Below are 17,981 nucleotides of genomic sequence, written 5' to 3' on the forward strand. Positions count from 1 at the left end.
TTTTCTTCCCTGTTGTTGTGGGCGGCTGTTTTAGTTGTGTTTAAGTGACTGGGGTACCGGTCGCCGCGGGCCCGCCCGGCGCCGCGCCCAGGGCGGGCGCCGGTGCGGCCGCCGGGCTCGCGGTGGGCGCGAGCCGCTGCCGCCGTCGGCGGACCAGCAGCTGCACCTCGTCCGCCGCCGACCGCGCCGTGCGCATCAGCTCCGAGCGGATGAACCGCCGGTCGGTGGTGTCCCCGCCGTCGGAGAGCACCCGGGCGGTGCGGGGGGCGTGCGGCAGCTCGCCGAGCACCGGCAGGCCGAACTCGCGGGAGACCTCGGCGCCCGAGTACGGCCCCTCGGAGACCAGCAGCAGTCCGAGCGCGTCCGTCCCGGTCCCGGCGGCGGCGAGGTCCTCGCCGAGCGCGGCGAGCCGCGGCCGGGCGGCGCTCAGCCCGCGCAGCGTGCTGCGGACCGTCACCGCCACCACGTCGGCCCGGCGGGCCAGCACCGCGCCGGCCCCGGTGGCGCCGGAGCGGCCGAGGTCGACGATGACGTCGTAGCCCTGCTGCTCGATGCCGTGCAGCAGTTCGGCGAGCGGCTCCCAGGTGTAGGTGAGGCCGGAGGCCTGGACCGGGTCGGTGAGGCCGGGCAGCAGCAGCCGCTCGGCGTCGCCCTCGGGCGAGAGGTCGATGAGCTGTTCCCAGATGGTCTGGGCGAGCAGTCCGCGCCGGTCGGCGACGGCCAGGTTGCGCAGCCCGTACACCGCCTCGACCCGGCCCTCCAGGGCGCCGGCCAGCACCGCGCCGCCGTCCGGGTCGGCCTCGACCAGCAGGATCCGGCGGCCGGGCTGGAGCGGCCAGGCGAGCAGCAGTGCCAGGGCGGTGGTGGTCGCCCCGGGCGCGCCCGGGCCGCCGACCACCGCGATCACCGCCATCAGGCGCCACCCGCCCCGGCCGGGGTCGAGGGCCCGCCGCCGCCCGTGGGGGCCGCGCCGCCGGGGGGCGTCGTGCCCGAGGGTGCGGCGCCGGTGGGGGCCGCGCCGGAGGGGGCGGTCGAGGGTGAGGCCGGGGCGCCGCCGTCCGCGGCCGCGCGCGGGGCCAGCAGTACCTGGATCCGCCCGCCGGCCACCCACTGCGCCAGCCGCGGCCCGTCCGCCGTGCCGACCGCCACGTCGACCACCTGGCTGCCGTCGGTGTCCACCCGGCCGACGGTGATGACCGTCGCGGCCAGCGAGTCGGGCCGGCCGTTGTCGGGGGTGTTGACCACGACGATCTGCACCCCGGGCTGGAGCCGGCTGGCGGGCAGCTGGGTGCGCTTGGCCGACACCCCGACCACGATCTGCCCCGGCTGCACGGTCAGGCCCCGCGCGAGGTCCGAACCGGTCAGCATGGCACCGCGCTTGAGGTCGGTGGCGGCCCGCAGGCCGACCGCCCTGGCCCGGTCCTGGGCGGAGACCGGCCGCAGCGCCGGGTCGCCCGCGATCCGGGCCACCACCAGGTCGTCGTCGGTGATGACCTGCCCCCAGGGCACGTCCCGGGCGAGCGCCAGCACCGCGACCCGCTGACCGGTGCTGTTGTAGAGGACGGCGCCGCCGAGCCCGCCGGCCGCGATCAGCGCGACCGCCATGGCGAGCACCGCGGGGCGCCGGCGCCGGGCCCGCAGGGTGCGGCCGGGCGCGTGCGGCGTGGCCCGGCCCTGTTCCTGCTGCTCCGGTACCGCCACGGACACCGCGGCGCCCGCCGGCGTGCCGGACCCCGGCGTCGCGAATGTACGGTTCTCCACCGGGTTCCGCCCTTCCCTCGTTCGCTCTTCTGCTCGTCAGTGGCCGAACGGCCCTTGTGGTGCGGTCAGTTGAGGACCTGCACCTCGGCGACCTTGAGCGCGAGGTCCGCTCCGCGCGGCATGTCGATGTCGAAGGTCTTCGCCTGCGGCCCGGTGATCACCACATGGGCCCGCCAGTGCGCGGTCACGGTGCCGGTGAAGACACCGCCCTTGCGGGTGCCCGAGCCGGCCGCGAACTCGTAGCCGCAGTCGGGGGACTTCGCGTCCTTGTAGACGGGGTCGTACGGTGTCCCGGCCGTGGCGCAGTCCACCGTCATCCCCTGGCCGAAGTCCCAGGTCATGCCGTCCAGTTGCGCGGTGACGGTGACGGAGGCGCCCGGCACCGCGAGCGAACTCGGCTTGGGCGCCACCATTCCCTCGGCCCAGAGCCAGACCGGCGCCTTCACCACCGCGGTCTCCTTGGGCGCGAGGCCCGCCTTCGGCGCCGGGAAGACCATCCGGTCGGCGAGCAGCTTCGCCTGGACGGTCAGGTTGATCACCGGGGTCGCACCCGCCGCGTTGCTCACGAACTGGGTCTGCAGGCCGTCCTGCCCGCCGGCGGTCTGCGGGCAGACCTTGGAGTAGACCGTTCCCTCCGAGGGCTTGTGACCCTCCCAGGCCTTGTCGCCCTCGGCCGGCTGCTGGTCCAGGGGCCGGAAGTAGCACCCGACGTCGCTGTTGAAGTAGCCGCGCTCCGGGTCGTAACAGGCCCACTGGGTGTCGTGGTAGCTGCACAACTGCGGCCCGCCGCCCCCGGTGTCGCCCCCGCCCTGCGAGGTTCCGGGCGTGCTGGTGCTGCTGCCGCCGGTGCCGGTGTGCGAGCAGATCACGTTCAGGGAACAGTTATCCGCCCCGGTGCCCGGTGGTTCGTCCGCCGTCGCCGTCACCGCCGAGGACAACAGCAGTCCGGCGGACAACGAAGCGACGACCGCGAACCGTCGGGCCGGTTTCCTTGCGTTCAGCATGTCCGGTCCACCTCCCGCTTGAAGTCGTAGATCAGCCAGTGCGCTTGGAACCATCGCAGGGACGCGGTCGCGGCATAGCGGTTCAGTCGGCCGACCGGATCCTTCGCGGTACGGGTGACGGCATCGACGCTGTGCCAGTCCGAGAGGTCGACGCAGTCCTCGATCACGGCGGTCTGCGGATCGGCATTCAGGTCGACGGCCTTCACCACCGCCGAATTCCGCGGCATTCCGGTCATCACCAGTTTGGCGTCGTGGAGTTGACGGAGGTCGACCAGGGCGTCGGACAGGGCCCGACCGGAGGAGTACGCCTCGAACGCGGAACCGTCCGAATCCGTACGCCCGTAGGCCGTGGCCTGCGCCTGCCACCAGTCCTGATACGTCCTCAGGGCCAGCCGCCCCCGGGCCCCTTCCGGCCCGTCGGTCGGCGCGATCGCGCCGTTTGCCGGACCACCCGAAGGAGTTAACGGGTTCACTCCCGCAACCGTGGGCACGGGCGACCCGAGACGATCCACGGAACCACCGCCACCACCACTCGCACAAGCGCCGAGCAGCAACACCAGAACCGCCCCGCCAGTCCCGATCGCCCCAGGGCGCAACACATTTCCGCGCTGCCGCATCGCCCCACCTCGTCGCGACCGAGCCGATCCGTGATCAACGGTCGCCAGGAGAATTCCGAAGACCCGCCGATGTTTCCACTGGGGATCGATTCTTCGCCAACCCACCCCATCACGGCAACACCTCAGGCCCCCTGACCTTACGCGGAAGGCGGTTCCGTCGGGGCACTTTCCCGCCACAGAACGGCCAACAGTTCTTCGGAAAGCGACAATCCGGCCAATGCGCCCCGAACAGCGGCCCGATTGCGCATCAACAGGCGCCCGCCGTGCGGCGGAACGAGCAGGCGCGCGCCCGGCGTACCCGGACCGCCGGACGGATCGCCCCCGTCCAGCAGTCCGGCCACGGCGGGCTGGAGGTCCAGCGGGGCGACCGCCGCCGGGGCGCCCGGGACGCCGTGGTGCAGGACGGTGGTGAGCGCCCGGCTGAACGAGCCCTCCTCGCCCGGCAGTACGGCGTCCCGGCCGCGTCTGCCCGGGGCGTAGCGGCCGATCCGGCCCCACAGCGGGACCCGGGAGTAGCTGAGCAGTTCGCCCGCGCTGTCCTCGCCGGGCCGTTCCAGCGCCGTCCAGGTGTCCCGGTCGGCCACCGCGTCGACCAGCAGCAGGGCCTCCTCCTGGTCCCCGTGCACCATCGCGCTGACCACCCAGTCCCAGGCCAGGCCGCGCCGGTAGGCGTTGCCGGGGGTGCTGCCGCCGGTGACCAGGGCGAGCCGGCGCCCGCGCGGGTCGGCCACCAACTGGCCGACCAGGCAGACCACCAGCCAGCGGCCGGGGCGCCGGGCCGCGTCCCGGACGGCCGTGAGCATCGCGTTGGCGTCCGCGTCCGGCGCCACGGCCGTCACCCGGCAGCCCGCGGCGCCGGTGTCGAAGCACATCCCGGGCAGCACCTCGGCCAACAGCCGGGCGCCCGCCGGGGCGTGCGCCGACCCGCCGTAGGCCCGCTCGGGCCCGCCGTCCGCCCCGATCACCACCAGATCGACCCCGCCGGCCATCCGTCCGCCCCCTCCTGCGCCCGCCCCTCCACCGATCCCGACGCGGGGCAGGCTACCGCTCCGGCCGGGCGCCGACGGGGCTCCCGGCCCGTCCGCTCAGGGACCATGGGCCCTATCGACGCCCGCGCCGACCGAGGACGATCGGACGCATGGAGCGTGAGGACCGAGTGCAGACCCTGAGCGAGGCCGAGTGCCTACGGCTGCTCAGCACCGTGCCCGTCGGGCGCGTGGTGTACACCGAGCACGCGCTGCCGGCCGTCCTGCCGGTCTCCTTCGAGGTCCTGGACGGGCGGCTGGTGCTCGCCGTGCGCCGGGGAAGTGCCACCGCGCGCGGGCTCGACGGCACGGTGGTGGCCTTCCAGGCGGACCTGCTGGACCCGGTGACCCGCACCGGGTGGAGCGTGCTGGTGCACGGCCGGGCCGACGCCGTCAGCGAGCCCGAGCAGGTGCGCCGGGTGCTGCGCTCCGGGCTGCGGCCGTGGGTGGGGGACCCGGAGCCGCTGTTCATCGCCCTGGTGCCGGAACTGGTGAGCGGCCGCCGGCTGTTCCCGACCGGGCAGGGCTCGCTCGGGCAGGGCTCGCTCGGCCGACCGCTGCTGCGGCCCTGAGCTCGGGTTTCGCACTCCGCTCCTGACAGGTACCGGCGGGTAGGCATACGCTTCCGGCGTCCTGCCCCGTGACCCCTCCCCGGGGCCGTCCCCTCCAGGAGCGCACCGTGACGACCTTCGCCTCCCTCGCCGAGCTGACCGCCGCCGTCGGCACCGAGCTGGGCACCAGCGAGTGGCACACCATCGACCAGCGGAAGATCGACCTGTTCGCCGAGGCGACCGGCGACCACCAGTGGATCCACGTCGACCCGGAGCGGGCGAAGGAGAGCCGGTTCGGCTCGACCATCGCGCACGGCTACCTGACCCAGTCGATGATCCCGGTGCTGGCCAAGGAGTGCTACGGCGTCGAGGGCGTGCGGATGGCGCTGAACTACGGCTCGGACAAGGTGCGCTTCCCGGCCCCGGTGCCGGTCGGCACCGCGATCCGGGCCACCGCCGAGCTGCTCTCGGCCACCGAGGTGCCGGGCGGGGTCCAGGCGGTGGTGCGCTTCACCATCACCAGCGAGCAGAGCGACAAGCCGCACTGCGTCGCGGAGGCGATCACCCGCTTCTACGCGTAGCGGCGGGCCGGCGACGGGCGCGCGGCCCGGACGCCGGGCACCCGCACCGCGCGGGGGCCGGGCTCGGCGCCGGCGGCGCGTGCCGGGTACGCCGATTGGACCGCGCCGGGCTCTTCGCCGGGTCCGAACGGCCCACGGCGAGTAACGTCCGACGAGATGGTTGTCGTACCCCAGTGGCCCCACGGCCCCCGGGGTACGCGCCCCGGCCTGCCCGGTAGCCGTGACCGTCCCAGGAGGAGCCGTGCCCCGCCCCGTCCCGTGGTTCTCCCGTCTCGCCGGTCTGACGTCACAGTTCGCACCGCCGCCCAGCGCACCGGACGCCGACCGGGCCGCGCTCGGCTGCGGCGCCCCGGAGCGCGCACTCCCCGGCCTCGCCGGGCTGCCCCGCGCCGCCTGGCACCGGGTCCGCACCGACGCCTTCGGGGCCGACCCCCGGGGCGAGCGGCTGGCCCGGATCCGCCGCTCGCCGCAGTTCTCCGACGGCGCCTTCCGCAACCCGGTGCCCACCCGCCGCCTGGTCTACGAGCGCAGCCCGCTGGAGATCACCCTCGCCCAGCTGAGCGGGGACAAGACCCGCCGGGCGCCGTCCGCAGCGGTGCCGGTGCACCGGCTGCTCCCCGTCGACCTCGCCGCCCCGCCTGCCTCCGGACTGCGGCTCACCTGGCTGGGGCACGCCACCGTGCTCGCCGAGATCGGCGGGCGGCGCGTCCTGATCGACCCGGTCTGGGGCGAGCGCTGCTCCCCCTTCGGCTGGACCGGCCCCAAGCGGCTGCACCCGGTACCGCTGCCGCTGTCCGAACTCGGGCCGGTGGACGTGGTGGTGATCTCGCACGACCACTACGACCACCTCGACATGCGCACCGTGAAGGCCCTGATCGGCAGCGGCGCGGTGTTCGCCGTACCGCTCGGGGTCGGGGCGCACCTGGAGCACTGGGGCGTGCCGGCCGGGCGGATCGTCGAGCTGGACTGGTGGGAGTCGGCCGAGGTCGCCGGACTGACCCTGACCGCCACGCCCGCCCGGCACTACTGCAGCCGGGGTCCGCGCACCAGCGCGCTGTTCCTCTGGGCGTCCTGGGTGGTCGCGGGCGGCGGGCACCGGATCTTCCACAGCGGGGACACCGGCTACTTCCCCGGCTTCGCGGAGATCGGCCGCCGGCTCGGCCCGTTCGACGCGACGATGATGCAGGTCGGGGCGTACAGCGAGTTCTGGCCCGAGGTGCACATGACCCCGGAGGAGGGCGTCCGGGCGCACCTGGACCTGGGCGGCGAGCTGCTGCTGCCGATCCACTGGTGCACCTTCAACCTGGCGATCCACCCCTGGGAGGAGCCCGCCGAGCGCGTGGTCACCGCCGCCCAGGCGCTCGGCGCCCACCTGGCGGTCCCCCGCCCCGGCAAGCCCTTCGAGCCCGCCGACCCGCCGGCCCTGCGGCTGTGGTGGCGCGCCGTCGCGGCCAGGCCGCGCGGCATCGAGCCGCTGGTCGCGGAGCGGACGGAGGTGCGGGAACAGGCGACGGGTTTCAGCGAACAGATTTCAAACTCTGTCATCTGAAATCTGTTCGCTGAAATCTGTTATCTGTTCGCCGTCAGCTGTTCGACGCCGTCCCCCGGCGGCGCCGGATCACCGCCCAGCCCGCCTCCTGCACCACCAGGGTGAGCACCCCGGCCAGCACGATCCCCAGCAGGTTCAGCAGCAACTGCACGCTGGATCCCCAGAACTGGTCGACCTTGCCGTACCCGAGCGCGACCGCCGCATTGGCCGCGGCGGGCACGGTGGTGACCGAGATCGCGACGCCCACCAGGGTGCCGGCCTTCGCCGAGGTCAGCGAGAGCAGCCCCGCGACGCCCGCCAGGAAGGCGACCACGAAGGAGGTCGCGTCGGGCTGCCAGATGAACGAGGTGTTCGGACGCGCGGCATCGAACCGCTCCTCCGAGAAGAGCCCCAGCGCGTCCATCAGCAGTCCGAAGCAGACCGTCAGCGCCATCGCCACCAGGAAGCCCGTGACCAGGGCGTTCAGCGAGCGCAGCGCCGGGCGCGCGCGGCGCTGGACGATCGCCACGCAGAGCCCGGCCAGCGGCCCGAACTCCGGGCCGACCGCCATCGCGCCGACGACCAGGATGGCGCTGTCCAGCACCGAGCCGCAGGCCGCCAGCATGGTGGCGACGGTGAGGAAGGCCAGGAACACCCAGGTGAGGGTGGACTCCTCGTGGGTGATCTCGGAGACCGACTCCCACACCAGCGCGTCGGCCCCCTCCCCCGGGGCCAGCCGCTCGGCCTCGTCGGCCGCCGCCGAGAGGCTCAGGTCGAGCGCCGAGACGTCGATCGCCCCGCGCTCGACCAGGCCCGTCCCGCGCAGTGCGCCCAGCACCTCGTCCAGCGCCTCCCGGGCCACGTCGCAGAGCACCACGTCCCCGGCGGGCCGGACGGCCGCGTCCGGCAGGACCACCACGTGGGTGACCCCGACGGAGTCGTCCAGGCAGCCGAGCACCGGCTCGCGCAGGTCGGGCGGGACGATCAGGCGAAGGTGCAGCACGGGCTCTCCGGAACGTAGCGGACGGATCGGAAATCCCGCCCACCCTAGAACCTGACGCCCCGCCCGCCCTCGCGGCCCGCTCTCTCGGCCCGTCCCTCGCGGCCCGTCCCGCCGACACATGAGCCCCGCTCAGCCCGCGAGGACGTCCCGCAGCGCCCGGGCCTCCTTCACCACCCGGCTCGACCCGCCCTGCTCCGCCGCCGCCGTCACCTCGGCCACCGCGCCCCGCGCCCCGCCCCGCCGGGCGCAGTCCGCGGCGAGCACGAGCAGGTCCCCGAGCCCGCGGACGGTCGGCCCGGACGTGCCGAGCAGCCCGGGCAACGCGGCCCGCAGCACCGTCCACACCGTCCGGTGCGCGCCGGTCTCCGCCGCCTGGCCGAGCACCGCCACCAGCCGGGTCGGCTTGACCGCCCCGAGCGGGACCAGTTCGCCCAGCTCGCGCCCGAGCAGCCCGCCGTCGAGCTCCCCGCGCGCGGCGAGCACCAGCAGCGCGTCGAGGGCGCCGGTCCGGTCCTCGGCGTGCCGGGCGCCCAGCCCGTACGCGAGCGCCAGGTGCAGCGCGAGTCCGGCGGGGCCGCCGGACTCGGCGAGCAGCGGGAGGTGGCGCGCGGCCCCGCGCTCGTCCCGGTCGGCGCCCGCGGCGAACTGGTCGAGCCAGCGGGCGGCCAGCTCCTCCCGGTGGTGGGGCAGGACCGCCACCCAGTGCGGGACCGGCCGCCAGACCCACTCCTCGACGGCGCGGGCCCGGGAGACGCTGGGCCCGGTCGGGTCGAGCAGCTTGCGGAACTCCGGGGCGAGCCGCTCGCCGGCCGGCCCCGTCGGCCCGGAGCCGGTGCCCGGCTGGGCGACGACGATCCGCTCGATCTCCTCCCACCAGCGGTCCAGGTAGGTCCGCCGGCTCCGCACGCCCCGGCCGGGCGCGAAGAGCACCCGTTCGGAGGGCTGTCCGGGCAGGCCGCCGGTGCGCAGCCAGTGCGCCAGCCACCGCCCGGCGGGCGAGGTGAGCGCCTCGGCGGCGGCCAGCACCTCGGGCTCGGCGGTCGGCCGGACCCTGAGCAGGGCCGCGCACAGGTCGGCCTGGCCGGGGGTGATGCGCGCCGCCTGGTACCCGGCGAGGCGTTCGACCAGCGCCGCCGGTTCGATCGCCCCGGTGGTGTCGGTCGGGACGGCGAGCAGGTAGGGCGGGCGGTTGGCGGTCACCTGCCAGGCGGCCTCCTCCAGCCGGGCGGCGAGGACGGTGCCGTGCGGGCTGGTGCGGGGGCCGCGCAGCGGGGTGCGTCCGCTGCCGGTGAGGGCGTCCCAGAGCCGGCGTGACGGCGTCTCGCCCGCCAGCGCGGCCACCACGTAGGAGATGTCCCGGGGCGTGCAGTCGGCCCAGTGGCCGGCGCCCTGCCAGGGGTGCGTCCGGCGGACGGGTTCCAGTGCCGCGAGGAGCGCGGCCCGGTCCAGGTGGGCCTGCCGGACCAGTCCGTCCAGCACCCGTTCGAAGGCGGCGACCTCGGGCTCCCGGGCCGCGAGCAGCGCGGAGAGCTCCTCGGCCAGCTCGGCCGCCGAGCCGATCGGTGCCCCGAGCGGGCGCGGCCCGGGCACCGGCGGCAGGATCTCCTCCGATCCGCCCGCCGGGTCGTCGCCGCCACCGCCACTGCCACCGGCACCGACCGGGGCGCCGAACAGTTCCCCGGCCCGGGCGTGGTGGGCGGCGTGGAGCAGTTCGGCGGCGCCGCGCAGCTCGGGCAGCACGGCCGTGCCCGCCGCGGCGAGGTGACGGGCCACCACGTTCAGCGCCCGCTCCTGGACGCCGGGGTCCGGGTGGCCGAAGGCTCCGGCTGCCGCGAGCACCACCGGCCCGGAGCGGTCGGGCGCGCGCCGGCCGGCCTTCTCCAGCCAGGCCAGCTGGGCCCGCACCAGCTTTTTCTCGGTCCGGAACAGCACCACCGCGGAGGCCTCGGTGAGCGTCTCCGGCTCGATCAGCCCGGCCTCGTCCAGTCCGGCGAGCACCTCCTGGGCGTGGCCGGCGATCACCGACAGCCCGTCCAGCAGCGCCAGGACGTCCCGTACCCTGGCCGCGTACTCCTCGGGTGTCGGGTCGAGCGCGCGCAGCAGTTCCAGGAAGGCCCGCTGGTCGGCGGCCTTGCCGCCGCGCAGCAGCCGGGCCAGGCAGCGGTCGAGCAGTTCGACCCGGTCCACCAGCCCGGCCGCGGCCAGGTCGGCGATCGCCTCGGTCCAGACGTCCCCGCGGCGGGGGCTGTGCCGGCGGGTCAACGTGCCACCGATGTCGGCGAGTTCGAGGATCCGGGGCAGTAGGACGGGCGTCAGGGCGTCGGCCCGCAGCCGCTCGACCAACGGCGGCCGGGGGCCGTACTCGGTGGACAGGGCGCCGAACCAGCCCCGGACGAAGGGCTCGCTCACCGGCACGGCGCAGCCGGTGCGCCGGACGATCGCCTCGACCAGCGGGTGCATCGACCAGCCCCAGGAGCGCACCGGCCGCTGGGCGAGCCGGGTGGCCACCTCGATCTGCCACTCCTGCGGCTGGGACTCGACGACCACGTGCAGGGTCGGGTGCCGGGCCCAGTCGCGGCTGCCGAAGTCGGTGCCGGCGAGCCAGGTGGCGGCGCCCGCCGGGCCGGGGTGGCAGCCGGCTCCGGCGATCAGCAGGGCGCCCCGGGTGTCCGTCCCGGACTGCGACCAGTCGTCGCGCAGCTCCTTGCGCAGCTCCCTGAGCGCGGCCAGGCACTCCCGCCGCTGGACCTTGTCCAGCTCGGCCAGCAGTTCCGGGACGGCTTCGACGAACCCGACCCGGACGGCCGCGAGCAGTTCCCCGACCGGCCCCGCCGTCCGCTCCACGATCTCCGCCTCCGCCTTCGCCATCTTCGCCACCTTCACCGCTCTGTCCACCCTTTCCGCCTTCTCCCCCGTGCTCATGCCCCGGCCTCGCGCACCATGCCGACCGCCAGCGCGTGCTTGCACGGCCCGCGCCCGCCGCGGTACTTGGCCCACCACAGGCAGGTGCAGCTCACCCGCCCCGACGCGTCCGTCCGCACCCGCTGGATGTGGTCGTCCACCGTGACGACGGCCGTTGCCCCGTCGCCTTCCAGCCGCACCGCACCCGCCGCGACCAGCGCCCGGGCGGCCCGCAGCCGGGGGTTGGCGGCCTCGGCGCGCCCGGCGTCGTACGGGAGCCGCCGGTGGAAGTGGGCGGCCTCGGCGGTGTCGTAGCCGATCTGCCCGGCGGTGCCGAGCCGGGTGAGCGCGGCGCGGACCCGCTCGACGCCCAGCCCGGACTGCTCGGCCAGCTCGGCGACCTCGATCCGGGGCTCCCAGGCGAGCAGTACCGCGATCAGCTCGGCGTCCTGCTCGACCGTGCCGGTGGCGAGCGCGTCGAGCACGCCGCCCTCGCCGGAGAAGCCGCGCGAGGCGTCCGGCGAGAGGGTGAGGGTCAGCCGCATGCCGGGCAGCACGACCTCCCAGGCGCAGGCCGTCGGGGCCGGGCCGGCGACCGGCCCGTACACCCGCAGGCCGAGCGCGTGCCGCAGCACGCGCTGCAGGGCGACCAGCCGCTCGGGCCCGGGCAGGCAGACGGCGCCGGGCACCGGACGGGTGGTGGGCCGCAGGGTGCGCCCGGCCGGGACGACCCAGCCGACGCCGCCGCGGCCGCCGCGCGGCAGGGAGCGCAGGAAGCGCACGGCCTCGGCGGCGCCGAGTTCGGCGCGCAGGTCGAAGCCGGCGGCGACCACCTGGGTCTCGGCGAAGCCGCGCAGCCAGCGCTCCGGCAGCGGCACCTTCCGCTCGACCAGCGGGCCGTCGAGGCCGGTGACCTCCAGGGCGTCCGGCCCGACCGCGAGGTGCAGCGGCTCGGCCGGGCCGATCCTGGTCAGCGCCTCCCGCAGCGGGTCGTTGACGTCCACGTTGGTGGTGCCGTGGCCGATCTCGCCGCCGTCCAGCCCCGCCCCGAGCACGTCGAGCCGGGCGTACACGCCGCAGCAGCCGGAGAAGGACTCGAAGCGCAGCCGGTCCCCGTTCGCGGTGACCACCGGGTCGAGCGAGGCCCGCAGCCGCGGCTGGTGGTAGCGGGCGGCGGCGACGTCCGCGACGGCGAGCAGTGCGGCGGCGGCCGGGGCCGGCTCGGCCAGGAAGCCCGCGAAGAAGCGCGGGTTGGCGGCCGCGCCGAGCGGGGTGGCGCCGCCGGAGGTGGCCAGGTCGAGGCTCCGGCCGGCGGCGCCGTCCAGGACGGCCGACGGGCGCAGGTAGGCGTACGCCTGTGCGGATTGCGTCATGGGCAGCACGCTAGGTGACCGGTCCGACATCCCCCCGCCCGGTCGGCGTAGTGAAACACGTTCTACCCGGGGTCCGCGTTACCCAGGTCACACCACCGCACGGTTGGCTTCTGCCACTATGGGCCGGTGACCGACCTGACAGAACAGCAGAGACCGACCGAGCAGGCGCCCGCCCCGGCCACCCCGTTCGCCGCCCTGCTGGAAATCGAGCAGCTGAACGAGAACACGTTCCGGGGCCACTGCCACGCCGGCGCCCCGATGCGCGCCTTCGGCGGCCACGTCGCCGCCCAGGCCCTCGCCGCCGCCGGACGCACCTGCGCCCCGAAGCGCGCGGTGCACTCCCTGCACGGCTACTTCCTGCTGCCCGGCGACCCGACCCGGCCGATCGAGTACCAGGTCGACCGGCTGCGCGAGGGCTTCACCTACACCACCCGCCGGGTCCGGGCGGTGCAGGACCGGAAGGAGATCTTCAACCTCACCGCCTCCTTCAAGCTCCCCGAGCCGGCCGCCGGCGACCGCCAGCGCGAGGTGCCCCCGCTGCCCGACCCGGAGACCCTGCCGGACGCCTTCTCGCACTGGGACGAGGAGCTGCGCACCGCGATCAAGGCCTCCGACGGCTTCCGCGACCTCGAACTGCGCTTCGTGCCGCCGGACGCCCCGGGCCTGCCGCCGGCCGTCCCCGGCATGCCCCAGCAGTTCGTCTGGCTGCGCATCGCCACCCGCCTGCCGGACACCGACCCGCTGCTGCACACCTGCGCGCTCACCTACCTGTCCGACCTCACCCTGGCCTCCACCGCCGGGCTGCACGAGCAGGCGAACTTCTTCCAGCGCATCGAGCCGCCCCGGCTGCTGATGACCTCGCTGGACCACGCGATGTGGTTCCACCGCCCCTTCCGGGCCGACGAGTGGCTGCTCTTCGCCCAGCGCAGCCCCTCCGCCTCGGACGGCCGCGGCCTGTCGCTCGGCGAGTTCTACGACCGGGACGGCCGGCTGGTGGCCTCCGCCACCCAGGAGGCGCTGATCCGCCGGATGCCGTGAACCGGGCGGCTCCCGGAGGCCGCCGGGAGCCGCGCGGGAGGCACCCGGAAGGCCTCCGGACACCCCCGCCCGCCGACCGGACGAAGCCCGGACGAAGCCCGGTGGACGGCGGGCGAACGGAAGGGGGCCGGTCGGCGTCATACTCCTGAGCGGCCCCGGCCCGTATCATGGTGCGGGTGACCAAGGTTGACCTGTCACCACGGCCGGTGGAGGCGATGTCTCCGCGTCAGCTCGAACGCCGCGAAAGCCTGATCGCGGCCGCGCTCGCCCTGGTGAACGAGATCGGCGTCGAGCGGCTGCAGATGAAGCAGGTCTGCGAGCGGTCCGGAGTCGCCCTGGGGACGGCGTACCGCTACTTCTCCTCCAAGGACCACCTCCTGGCGGCGGCGATCGCCGAGTGGCACCGGCTGCTGCTGGCGGACCTGGTGGCCGAGCTGCGCGGACCGCGCGCCGGGCTGGGGGCCACCGACCGGGCGGTCCGGTTCGTCCGGGGCGGGATGCGGGCCTACCAGCGCCAGCCCGAGCTGGCCCGGTTGCGGGTCGCCGTCGCCGCCTCCACCGATCCCTTCGCCAGCGAGGCCCTGCAAGGCATGGCCCGGGCCGACAGCACCGCGCTCCAGGTGGTGACGGCCGAGGTGCCGGCGGCGGCCAGCGACCTGGTGCGCCACATCGTGGCGCACGCCTGGCAGGGGGAACTGACGGCCTGGGTGACCGGCCGCACCACCCTCGGGGACGCCAGACGGCGGCTGGAGGACGTGGTGCGCCTGGTGCTGACCCCGTACGAGACCCCCTACCCGGCCCCGTACGAGGTCCAGTCCACCGGCTGAGCCCGCGCGCCCCGAACCCGGACAGCCCCGAACCCGGACGGCCCCGAACCCGGGCGCCCCGGCCCGGGCGTCCCGACGGCCGCTCAGACCACCGTCACCGGGTGCGCCACCACCGCGCCGAACAGGTAGCCCTCGCGGTTGAGGGCCGCCCGTTCGGGCTGGGTGGCGCCGCCGCGGTCGGTCGCGCGGGCGCGCAGCTCGTACCGGCCGGGCCGCTCGGGGCGCCAGCCGACGCTCCAGCGCGCCCAGTCCCCGGCGGGCGGCTCCCCGTCCAGTTCGGCGGGCCGCCAGCTGCGGCCGCCGTCGGTGCTCACCTCGACCAGCCGCACCGGGGCCGTACCGGACCAGGACCGCCCGTACAGGCGGTGCTCGCGCCCGGCCTCCAGTCGGGCGCCCTCGGCCAGTTCGAAGGCGGACTTGACCACCTGGGTGGTGAGCGCGACGCCGTCGGGCGGCCAGCCCGGGCCGTACATCCGGTAGAAGACGGTGTTCCAGGGCGACCGGAGCGGGTGGTCGGCCACCTCGATGCTGCCGACCCACTTGATCGAGGCGATGCCGACCCAGCCGGGCACCACCAGTCGCACCGGCGCGCCGTGGTCGGGGGTCAGCGGGGCCCCGTTCATCTCGTAGGCGAGCAGCGCGTCGTCCAGCGCCTTGGCGATCGGCAGCGGCCGGCGCACCGGGCCGTGGTTGGTGCCGTCGACGACGTAGTCCGGGTCCAGGCCGGCGGGCAGCACGTCCACCGCGCGGTCGGTCAGCCCGGCGGCCCGCAGCACCTCGGCGAGCCGCACGCCCCGCCAGGCCGCCGAGCCGACGCTGCCCAGCGTCCACGGGGTGCCGGGGACGCGCTGGCCCTGCTGGCGGTGGAAGTAGCCGCGGCCGTTGCCCGCGCACTCGATCAGCGCCTCGGTCCGGGTGGCGGGCAGCGCCCGCAGGTCGGCCAGGCCGAACTCGACCGCCCGCTCCGGCCCCGGAGCGCCGTGCAGGCCGCTGCCGAACAGCCGTAGCCGCCAGGTGGCCGGGTCGATCAGCGGGGTGCTGGTGTGGTTGCGGACGAAGAACCGTTCCACCGGGACGTGACGGCCGACGGCGGCCCCGCCGTCGGCCTCGCGCAGCGCGTCCCAGCGCATCTCGGCATTGGTGTCGCGCCGGACGAACCACCGGGCGGGCAGCGGTTTGACGATTCCGGGCAGCTCGATGCTTCCCGACGGGTCCATGCTTCCGGGCACGGGCCTGGCACCTCCTCGACGGCGGGGCACGACGGCATCCGGACGGCACTGTCCGGATGGCGCTCCCGCTCTCCCAGCGTAGGCGCTCCGGCGCTTTCCGTGACCGGGTCGGCGGGCGGCGGTTCCCGCCCGGGCCCGGCCGAGTACGCCCCCGGCGCCCGCCACCTAGAACTCCCCTCCGGGCAGCGGCCGATGGCCGAAGCCCTGCCCCAACCCCGCGCATCCGTCGAGGAGTTGGCCAAGGGCCGAACCGCCCCCACCTCCACCGGGCCGGGGGCCGACGCGGGCAGCCGCCGAAGCGCTCTCCTCCGACCCCGACCCCGGCCCCGCGACCGCGCACCCGCCGGGCGGGGGCGGGCGGCCTGACGGGACGAAGGTCCCCACCCTCCGCCTGCCCGGCGCGCCCTCCCGCCGCGCACGCCGCCAACTGGACATAGTGCGACATACATCTTGAATCCCCCGTGTTCCCCGTATGTCGAGAGGTCCTCCCGCATGAGCAGCCAGCCGCCGCAGCCCTCCCCGCTTGTGCAGGAGCCCGACGAACCCGGCGAACCCGCCGCCACCCTCCCCACCGACCGGGCGGTCTTCGGGATCAGCGCCGTCCTGGTGCTCGCGGTGGTCGCCTGGGGCGTGTTCGCCGAGGACTCGCTCGGCCGCACCTCCAGCACGGCGCTCCGCTGGGTCCTGCACAACTTCGGCTGGCTGTTCGTGGTGGCCGCCGACGTCTTCCTGGTCCTCACCGTGCTGCTCGCCTTCAGCCGCTTCGGCCGGATCCGGCTCGGCCGCGACGACGACGAACCGGAGTTCTCCACCCTCGCCTGGGTCGCCATGATGTTCAGCGCGGGCATGGGCATCGGCCTGATGTTCTACGGCGTCGGCGAGCCCCTGCAACTGTTCGCCGCCCCGCAGCCCGGCTCCGGCCTCGAACCGCAGAGCGCGGCCGCCGCCCAGCAGGCGCTGGAGTTCTCGCTCTTCCACTGGACCCTCCACCCCTGGGCGATCTACGCGGTCGGCGGCCTCGCCCTCGCCTACACCACCTTCCGCAAGGGCCGGGGCAACCGGATCTCCGCCGCCTTCGTCCCGCTGATCGGGCAGCGCGGCGCGGACGGCTGGCAGGGCAGGGCGATCGACCTGCTCGCCGTCTTCGCCACCGTCTTCGGCTCCGCGACCAGCCTCGGGCTCGGCGCGCTCCAGGTCGCCGACGGCCTCGGCTACATCACCTCCGTGCGCAACACCCAGAACGCCCAGCTCGTCATCATCGGCTCGCTGACCGCCGCCTTCGTGCTCTCCGCGTTCTCCGGCGTCCACAAGGGCGTCAAGTGGCTCTCCACCGCGAACGTCGTGCTGGCCTCGCTGATCATGCTCTTCGTCTTCGTGTTCGGGCCGTCGGTGTTCGTCCTCGACTCGATCCCGTCCACCGTCGGCGGGTACCTCTCCGATCTGCTCGGGATGTCCACCCAGACCGGCGCCTTCACCGACGAGAGCTGGCTCGGCTCCTGGACGATCTTCTACTGGGCCTGGTGGCTCTCCTGGGCGCCCTTCGTCGGCACCTTCATCGCCCGGATCTCGCGCGGCCGCACCATCCGGCAGTTCCTGCTCGGCGTGCTGCTGGTGCCCAGCGGAGCCACCGTGATCTGGTTCTGCGTCATGGGCGGCACCGCGATCCGGCTCGTCGGCACCGGCACCGCCGACCTGGTCGCGACCATCCCGCGCGGCGCGGAGGCCTCGCTGTTCGAAATGCTGCGCTCGCTGCCGCTCGGCTCGGTCACCAGCGTGGTCGCGGTCCTGCTGGTGATGACCTTCTTCATCACCAGCGCCGACTCCGCCTCCCTGGTGCTCGGCTCGCTCTCCAGCCGGGGCTCGCTGCACCCGCGCACACCGCTGGTGGTGGTCTGGGGCGTGCTGATGGGCGGGGTCGCGGCCGCCCTGCTGCTGGCCGGCGGGCTCACCGCGCTGCAGAACGCCACCATCCTGGTCGCGCTGCCCTTCGTCGTGGTGATGCTGCTGCTCTGCCTCTCCCTGGTGAAGGAGCTCCGCGAGGACCCGGCGGCCGGCCCCTCCCGCTTCCACCCCGCCCACGGCCTGCGGGACGCCGTCCGGGTCGCGGTGGGCGAGGCCCTCGCCGAGCGCGGCCGACGGCGCTGAGGCCCCCGACACACCGGCACTGACCAGCGCATACGCCCCACCCGGCGACCGGGTGGGGCGTATGCGGCCAAGTGACGCCCGATCCCCGCCCGGACTTCACCCGCGCGTACCGACCGTTCACACCGCCCTGGGAGCCTCCCTGTCATGAACGCCAGCCCTCAGGCGCCCTACCAGGAACCGCGCTTCCCGCTCCCCCAGCGCCACCGCCGTCTCCTCGCCTGCACCGCCGTCCTCGCCTCCATCGCCCTCGGCACCCTCGGGGTCGGTGCCACCGTGGAGACCGTCCAGCACGGCCCGATCGCCGCCGCCACCGCGAGCAGGTAGCCGGCCCCGCCCCGCGCCTGGGGGGTCATGTCAATCCGAAGATCAGCAAGCCCTATGATCGCTCTGCAATACGA

At 75.2% G+C, this 17,981-nt stretch carries 16 protein-coding genes; 7 read left to right on the top strand and 9 right to left on the bottom strand.

The window, feature by feature from the left end:
- Window positions 1-40: 40 nt before the first annotated feature.
- From ACFXOZ_RS33840 to ACFXOZ_RS33860, 5 genes are all read right to left on the bottom strand, one after another.
- Complete coding sequence (locus ACFXOZ_RS33840; RefSeq protein WP_380593725.1) at window positions 41-913, bottom strand: hypothetical protein; 873 nt, start codon at window positions 911-913, stop codon at window positions 41-43.
- A complete protein-coding gene (locus ACFXOZ_RS33845; RefSeq protein WP_380593727.1) occupies window positions 913-1,761 on the bottom strand; it encodes an SAF domain-containing protein in 849 nt (282 codons plus the stop codon). The genes ACFXOZ_RS33840 and ACFXOZ_RS33845 overlap by 1 nt, the downstream gene beginning before the upstream one ends.
- Window positions 1,762-1,826: 65 nt before the next feature.
- Complete coding sequence (locus ACFXOZ_RS33850; RefSeq protein WP_380593729.1) at window positions 1,827-2,765, bottom strand: hypothetical protein; 939 nt, start codon at window positions 2,763-2,765, stop codon at window positions 1,827-1,829.
- Window positions 2,759-3,382: a hypothetical protein gene (locus ACFXOZ_RS33855; RefSeq protein ID WP_380593731.1), complete on the bottom strand. Its 624-nt coding sequence runs from the start codon at window positions 3,380-3,382 to the stop codon at window positions 2,759-2,761. Before ACFXOZ_RS33855 ends, ACFXOZ_RS33850 begins: the two co-directional genes overlap by 7 nt.
- Window positions 3,383-3,519: 137 nt before the next feature.
- Window positions 3,520-4,371, bottom strand: coding sequence for a hypothetical protein (locus tag ACFXOZ_RS33860; RefSeq protein ID WP_375884939.1), 852 nt, complete (start codon window positions 4,369-4,371; stop codon window positions 3,520-3,522).
- 149 nt (window positions 4,372-4,520) lie between these two features.
- Between ACFXOZ_RS33860 and ACFXOZ_RS33865 the strand changes: the two genes are divergently transcribed.
- The 3 genes from ACFXOZ_RS33865 to ACFXOZ_RS33875 all read left to right on the top strand — a co-directional run bounded on the left by ACFXOZ_RS33865 (window position 4,521) and on the right by ACFXOZ_RS33875 (window position 7,088).
- Window positions 4,521-4,979 (top strand): pyridoxamine 5'-phosphate oxidase family protein, encoded by a 459-nt coding sequence (locus ACFXOZ_RS33865; protein ID WP_375884936.1) that lies wholly within the window; start codon window positions 4,521-4,523, stop codon window positions 4,977-4,979.
- 107 nt (window positions 4,980-5,086) lie between these two features.
- Window positions 5,087-5,539: a MaoC family dehydratase gene (locus ACFXOZ_RS33870; RefSeq protein ID WP_380404942.1), complete on the top strand. Its 453-nt coding sequence runs from the start codon at window positions 5,087-5,089 to the stop codon at window positions 5,537-5,539.
- Between the two features lie 379 nt (window positions 5,540-5,918).
- Window positions 5,919-7,088, top strand: coding sequence for an MBL fold metallo-hydrolase (locus ACFXOZ_RS33875; protein ID WP_375885300.1), 1,170 nt, complete (start codon window positions 5,919-5,921; stop codon window positions 7,086-7,088).
- 34 nt (window positions 7,089-7,122) lie between these two features.
- Here the strand turns inward: ACFXOZ_RS33875 and ACFXOZ_RS33880 are convergent, their stop codons facing one another.
- From ACFXOZ_RS33880 to ACFXOZ_RS33890, 3 genes are all read right to left on the bottom strand, one after another.
- Complete coding sequence (locus ACFXOZ_RS33880) at window positions 7,123-8,070, bottom strand: DUF389 domain-containing protein (protein ID WP_380526875.1); 948 nt, start codon at window positions 8,068-8,070, stop codon at window positions 7,123-7,125.
- 129 nt (window positions 8,071-8,199) lie between these two features.
- The gene (locus tag ACFXOZ_RS33885; RefSeq protein ID WP_380593733.1) at window positions 8,200-10,938 is read right to left on the bottom strand and encodes a DUF6493 family protein; all 2,739 of its coding nucleotides are present in this window, start codon (window positions 10,936-10,938) and stop codon (window positions 8,200-8,202) included.
- 50 nt (window positions 10,939-10,988) lie between these two features.
- On the bottom strand, window positions 10,989-12,344 hold the full coding sequence (locus tag ACFXOZ_RS33890) for an SWIM zinc finger family protein (RefSeq protein ID WP_380593735.1): 1,356 nt from the start codon (window positions 12,342-12,344) through the stop codon (window positions 10,989-10,991).
- A 126-nt stretch (window positions 12,345-12,470) separates the two neighbouring features.
- Here ACFXOZ_RS33890 and ACFXOZ_RS33895 point away from each other — a divergent pair, with 126 nt between their 5' ends.
- On the top strand, window positions 12,471-13,382 hold the full coding sequence (locus tag ACFXOZ_RS33895) for an acyl-CoA thioesterase (RefSeq protein ID WP_380593737.1): 912 nt from the start codon (window positions 12,471-12,473) through the stop codon (window positions 13,380-13,382).
- A 176-nt stretch (window positions 13,383-13,558) separates the two neighbouring features.
- Window positions 13,559-14,209, top strand: a complete 651-nt coding sequence (locus ACFXOZ_RS33900; protein WP_375884924.1) for a TetR/AcrR family transcriptional regulator — start codon at window positions 13,559-13,561, stop codon at window positions 14,207-14,209.
- Between the two features lie 83 nt (window positions 14,210-14,292).
- On the opposite strand, the gene ACFXOZ_RS33905 is transcribed toward ACFXOZ_RS33900, so the two are convergent.
- Window positions 14,293-15,603, bottom strand: a complete 1,311-nt coding sequence (locus ACFXOZ_RS33905; RefSeq protein WP_380593739.1) for a sulfite oxidase — start codon at window positions 15,601-15,603, stop codon at window positions 14,293-14,295.
- Between the two features lie 327 nt (window positions 15,604-15,930).
- On the opposite strand from ACFXOZ_RS33905, the gene ACFXOZ_RS33910 reads away from it, so the two are divergent.
- Together ACFXOZ_RS33910 and ACFXOZ_RS33915 are read left to right on the top strand one after the other, a co-directional pair.
- Entirely contained in the window at window positions 15,931-17,583 is a 1,653-nt protein-coding gene (locus tag ACFXOZ_RS33910) for a BCCT family transporter (protein ID WP_380526885.1), read from the top strand.
- Between the two features lie 144 nt (window positions 17,584-17,727).
- A complete protein-coding gene (locus tag ACFXOZ_RS33915) occupies window positions 17,728-17,907 on the top strand; it encodes a hypothetical protein (protein WP_375884919.1) in 180 nt (59 codons plus the stop codon).
- Window positions 17,908-17,981: the final 74 nt, after the last annotated feature.

The organism is Kitasatospora sp. NPDC059160, from assembly GCF_042755465.1.
GTDB lineage: Bacteria > Actinomycetota > Actinomycetes > Streptomycetales > Streptomycetaceae > Kitasatospora.

Bases quoted from the DNA above. Each gene is read 5' to 3' on its own strand.
- ACFXOZ_RS33865 (WP_375884936.1), top strand. From the start codon at position 4,521: ATGGAGCGTGAGGACCGAGTGCAGACCCTGAGCGAGGCCGAGTGCCTA.
- ACFXOZ_RS33855 (WP_380593731.1), bottom strand. From the start codon at position 3,382: ATGCGGCAGCGCGGAAATGTGTTGCGCCCTGGGGCGATCGGGACTGGC.
- ACFXOZ_RS33850 (WP_380593729.1), bottom strand. From the start codon at position 2,765: ATGCTGAACGCAAGGAAACCGGCCCGACGGTTCGCGGTCGTCGCTTCG.
- ACFXOZ_RS33840 (WP_380593725.1), bottom strand. From the start codon at position 913: ATGGCGGTGATCGCGGTGGTCGGCGGCCCGGGCGCGCCCGGGGCGACC.
- ACFXOZ_RS33885 (WP_380593733.1), bottom strand. From the start codon at position 10,938: ATGGCGAAGGCGGAGGCGGAGATCGTGGAGCGGACGGCGGGGCCGGTC.
- ACFXOZ_RS33890 (WP_380593735.1), bottom strand. From the start codon at position 12,344: ATGACGCAATCCGCACAGGCGTACGCCTACCTGCGCCCGTCGGCCGTC.
- ACFXOZ_RS33860 (WP_375884939.1), bottom strand. From the start codon at position 4,371: ATGGCCGGCGGGGTCGATCTGGTGGTGATCGGGGCGGACGGCGGGCCC.
- ACFXOZ_RS33915 (WP_375884919.1), top strand. From the start codon at position 17,728: ATGAACGCCAGCCCTCAGGCGCCCTACCAGGAACCGCGCTTCCCGCTC.
- ACFXOZ_RS33910 (WP_380526885.1), top strand. From the start codon at position 15,931: ATGAGCAGCCAGCCGCCGCAGCCCTCCCCGCTTGTGCAGGAGCCCGAC.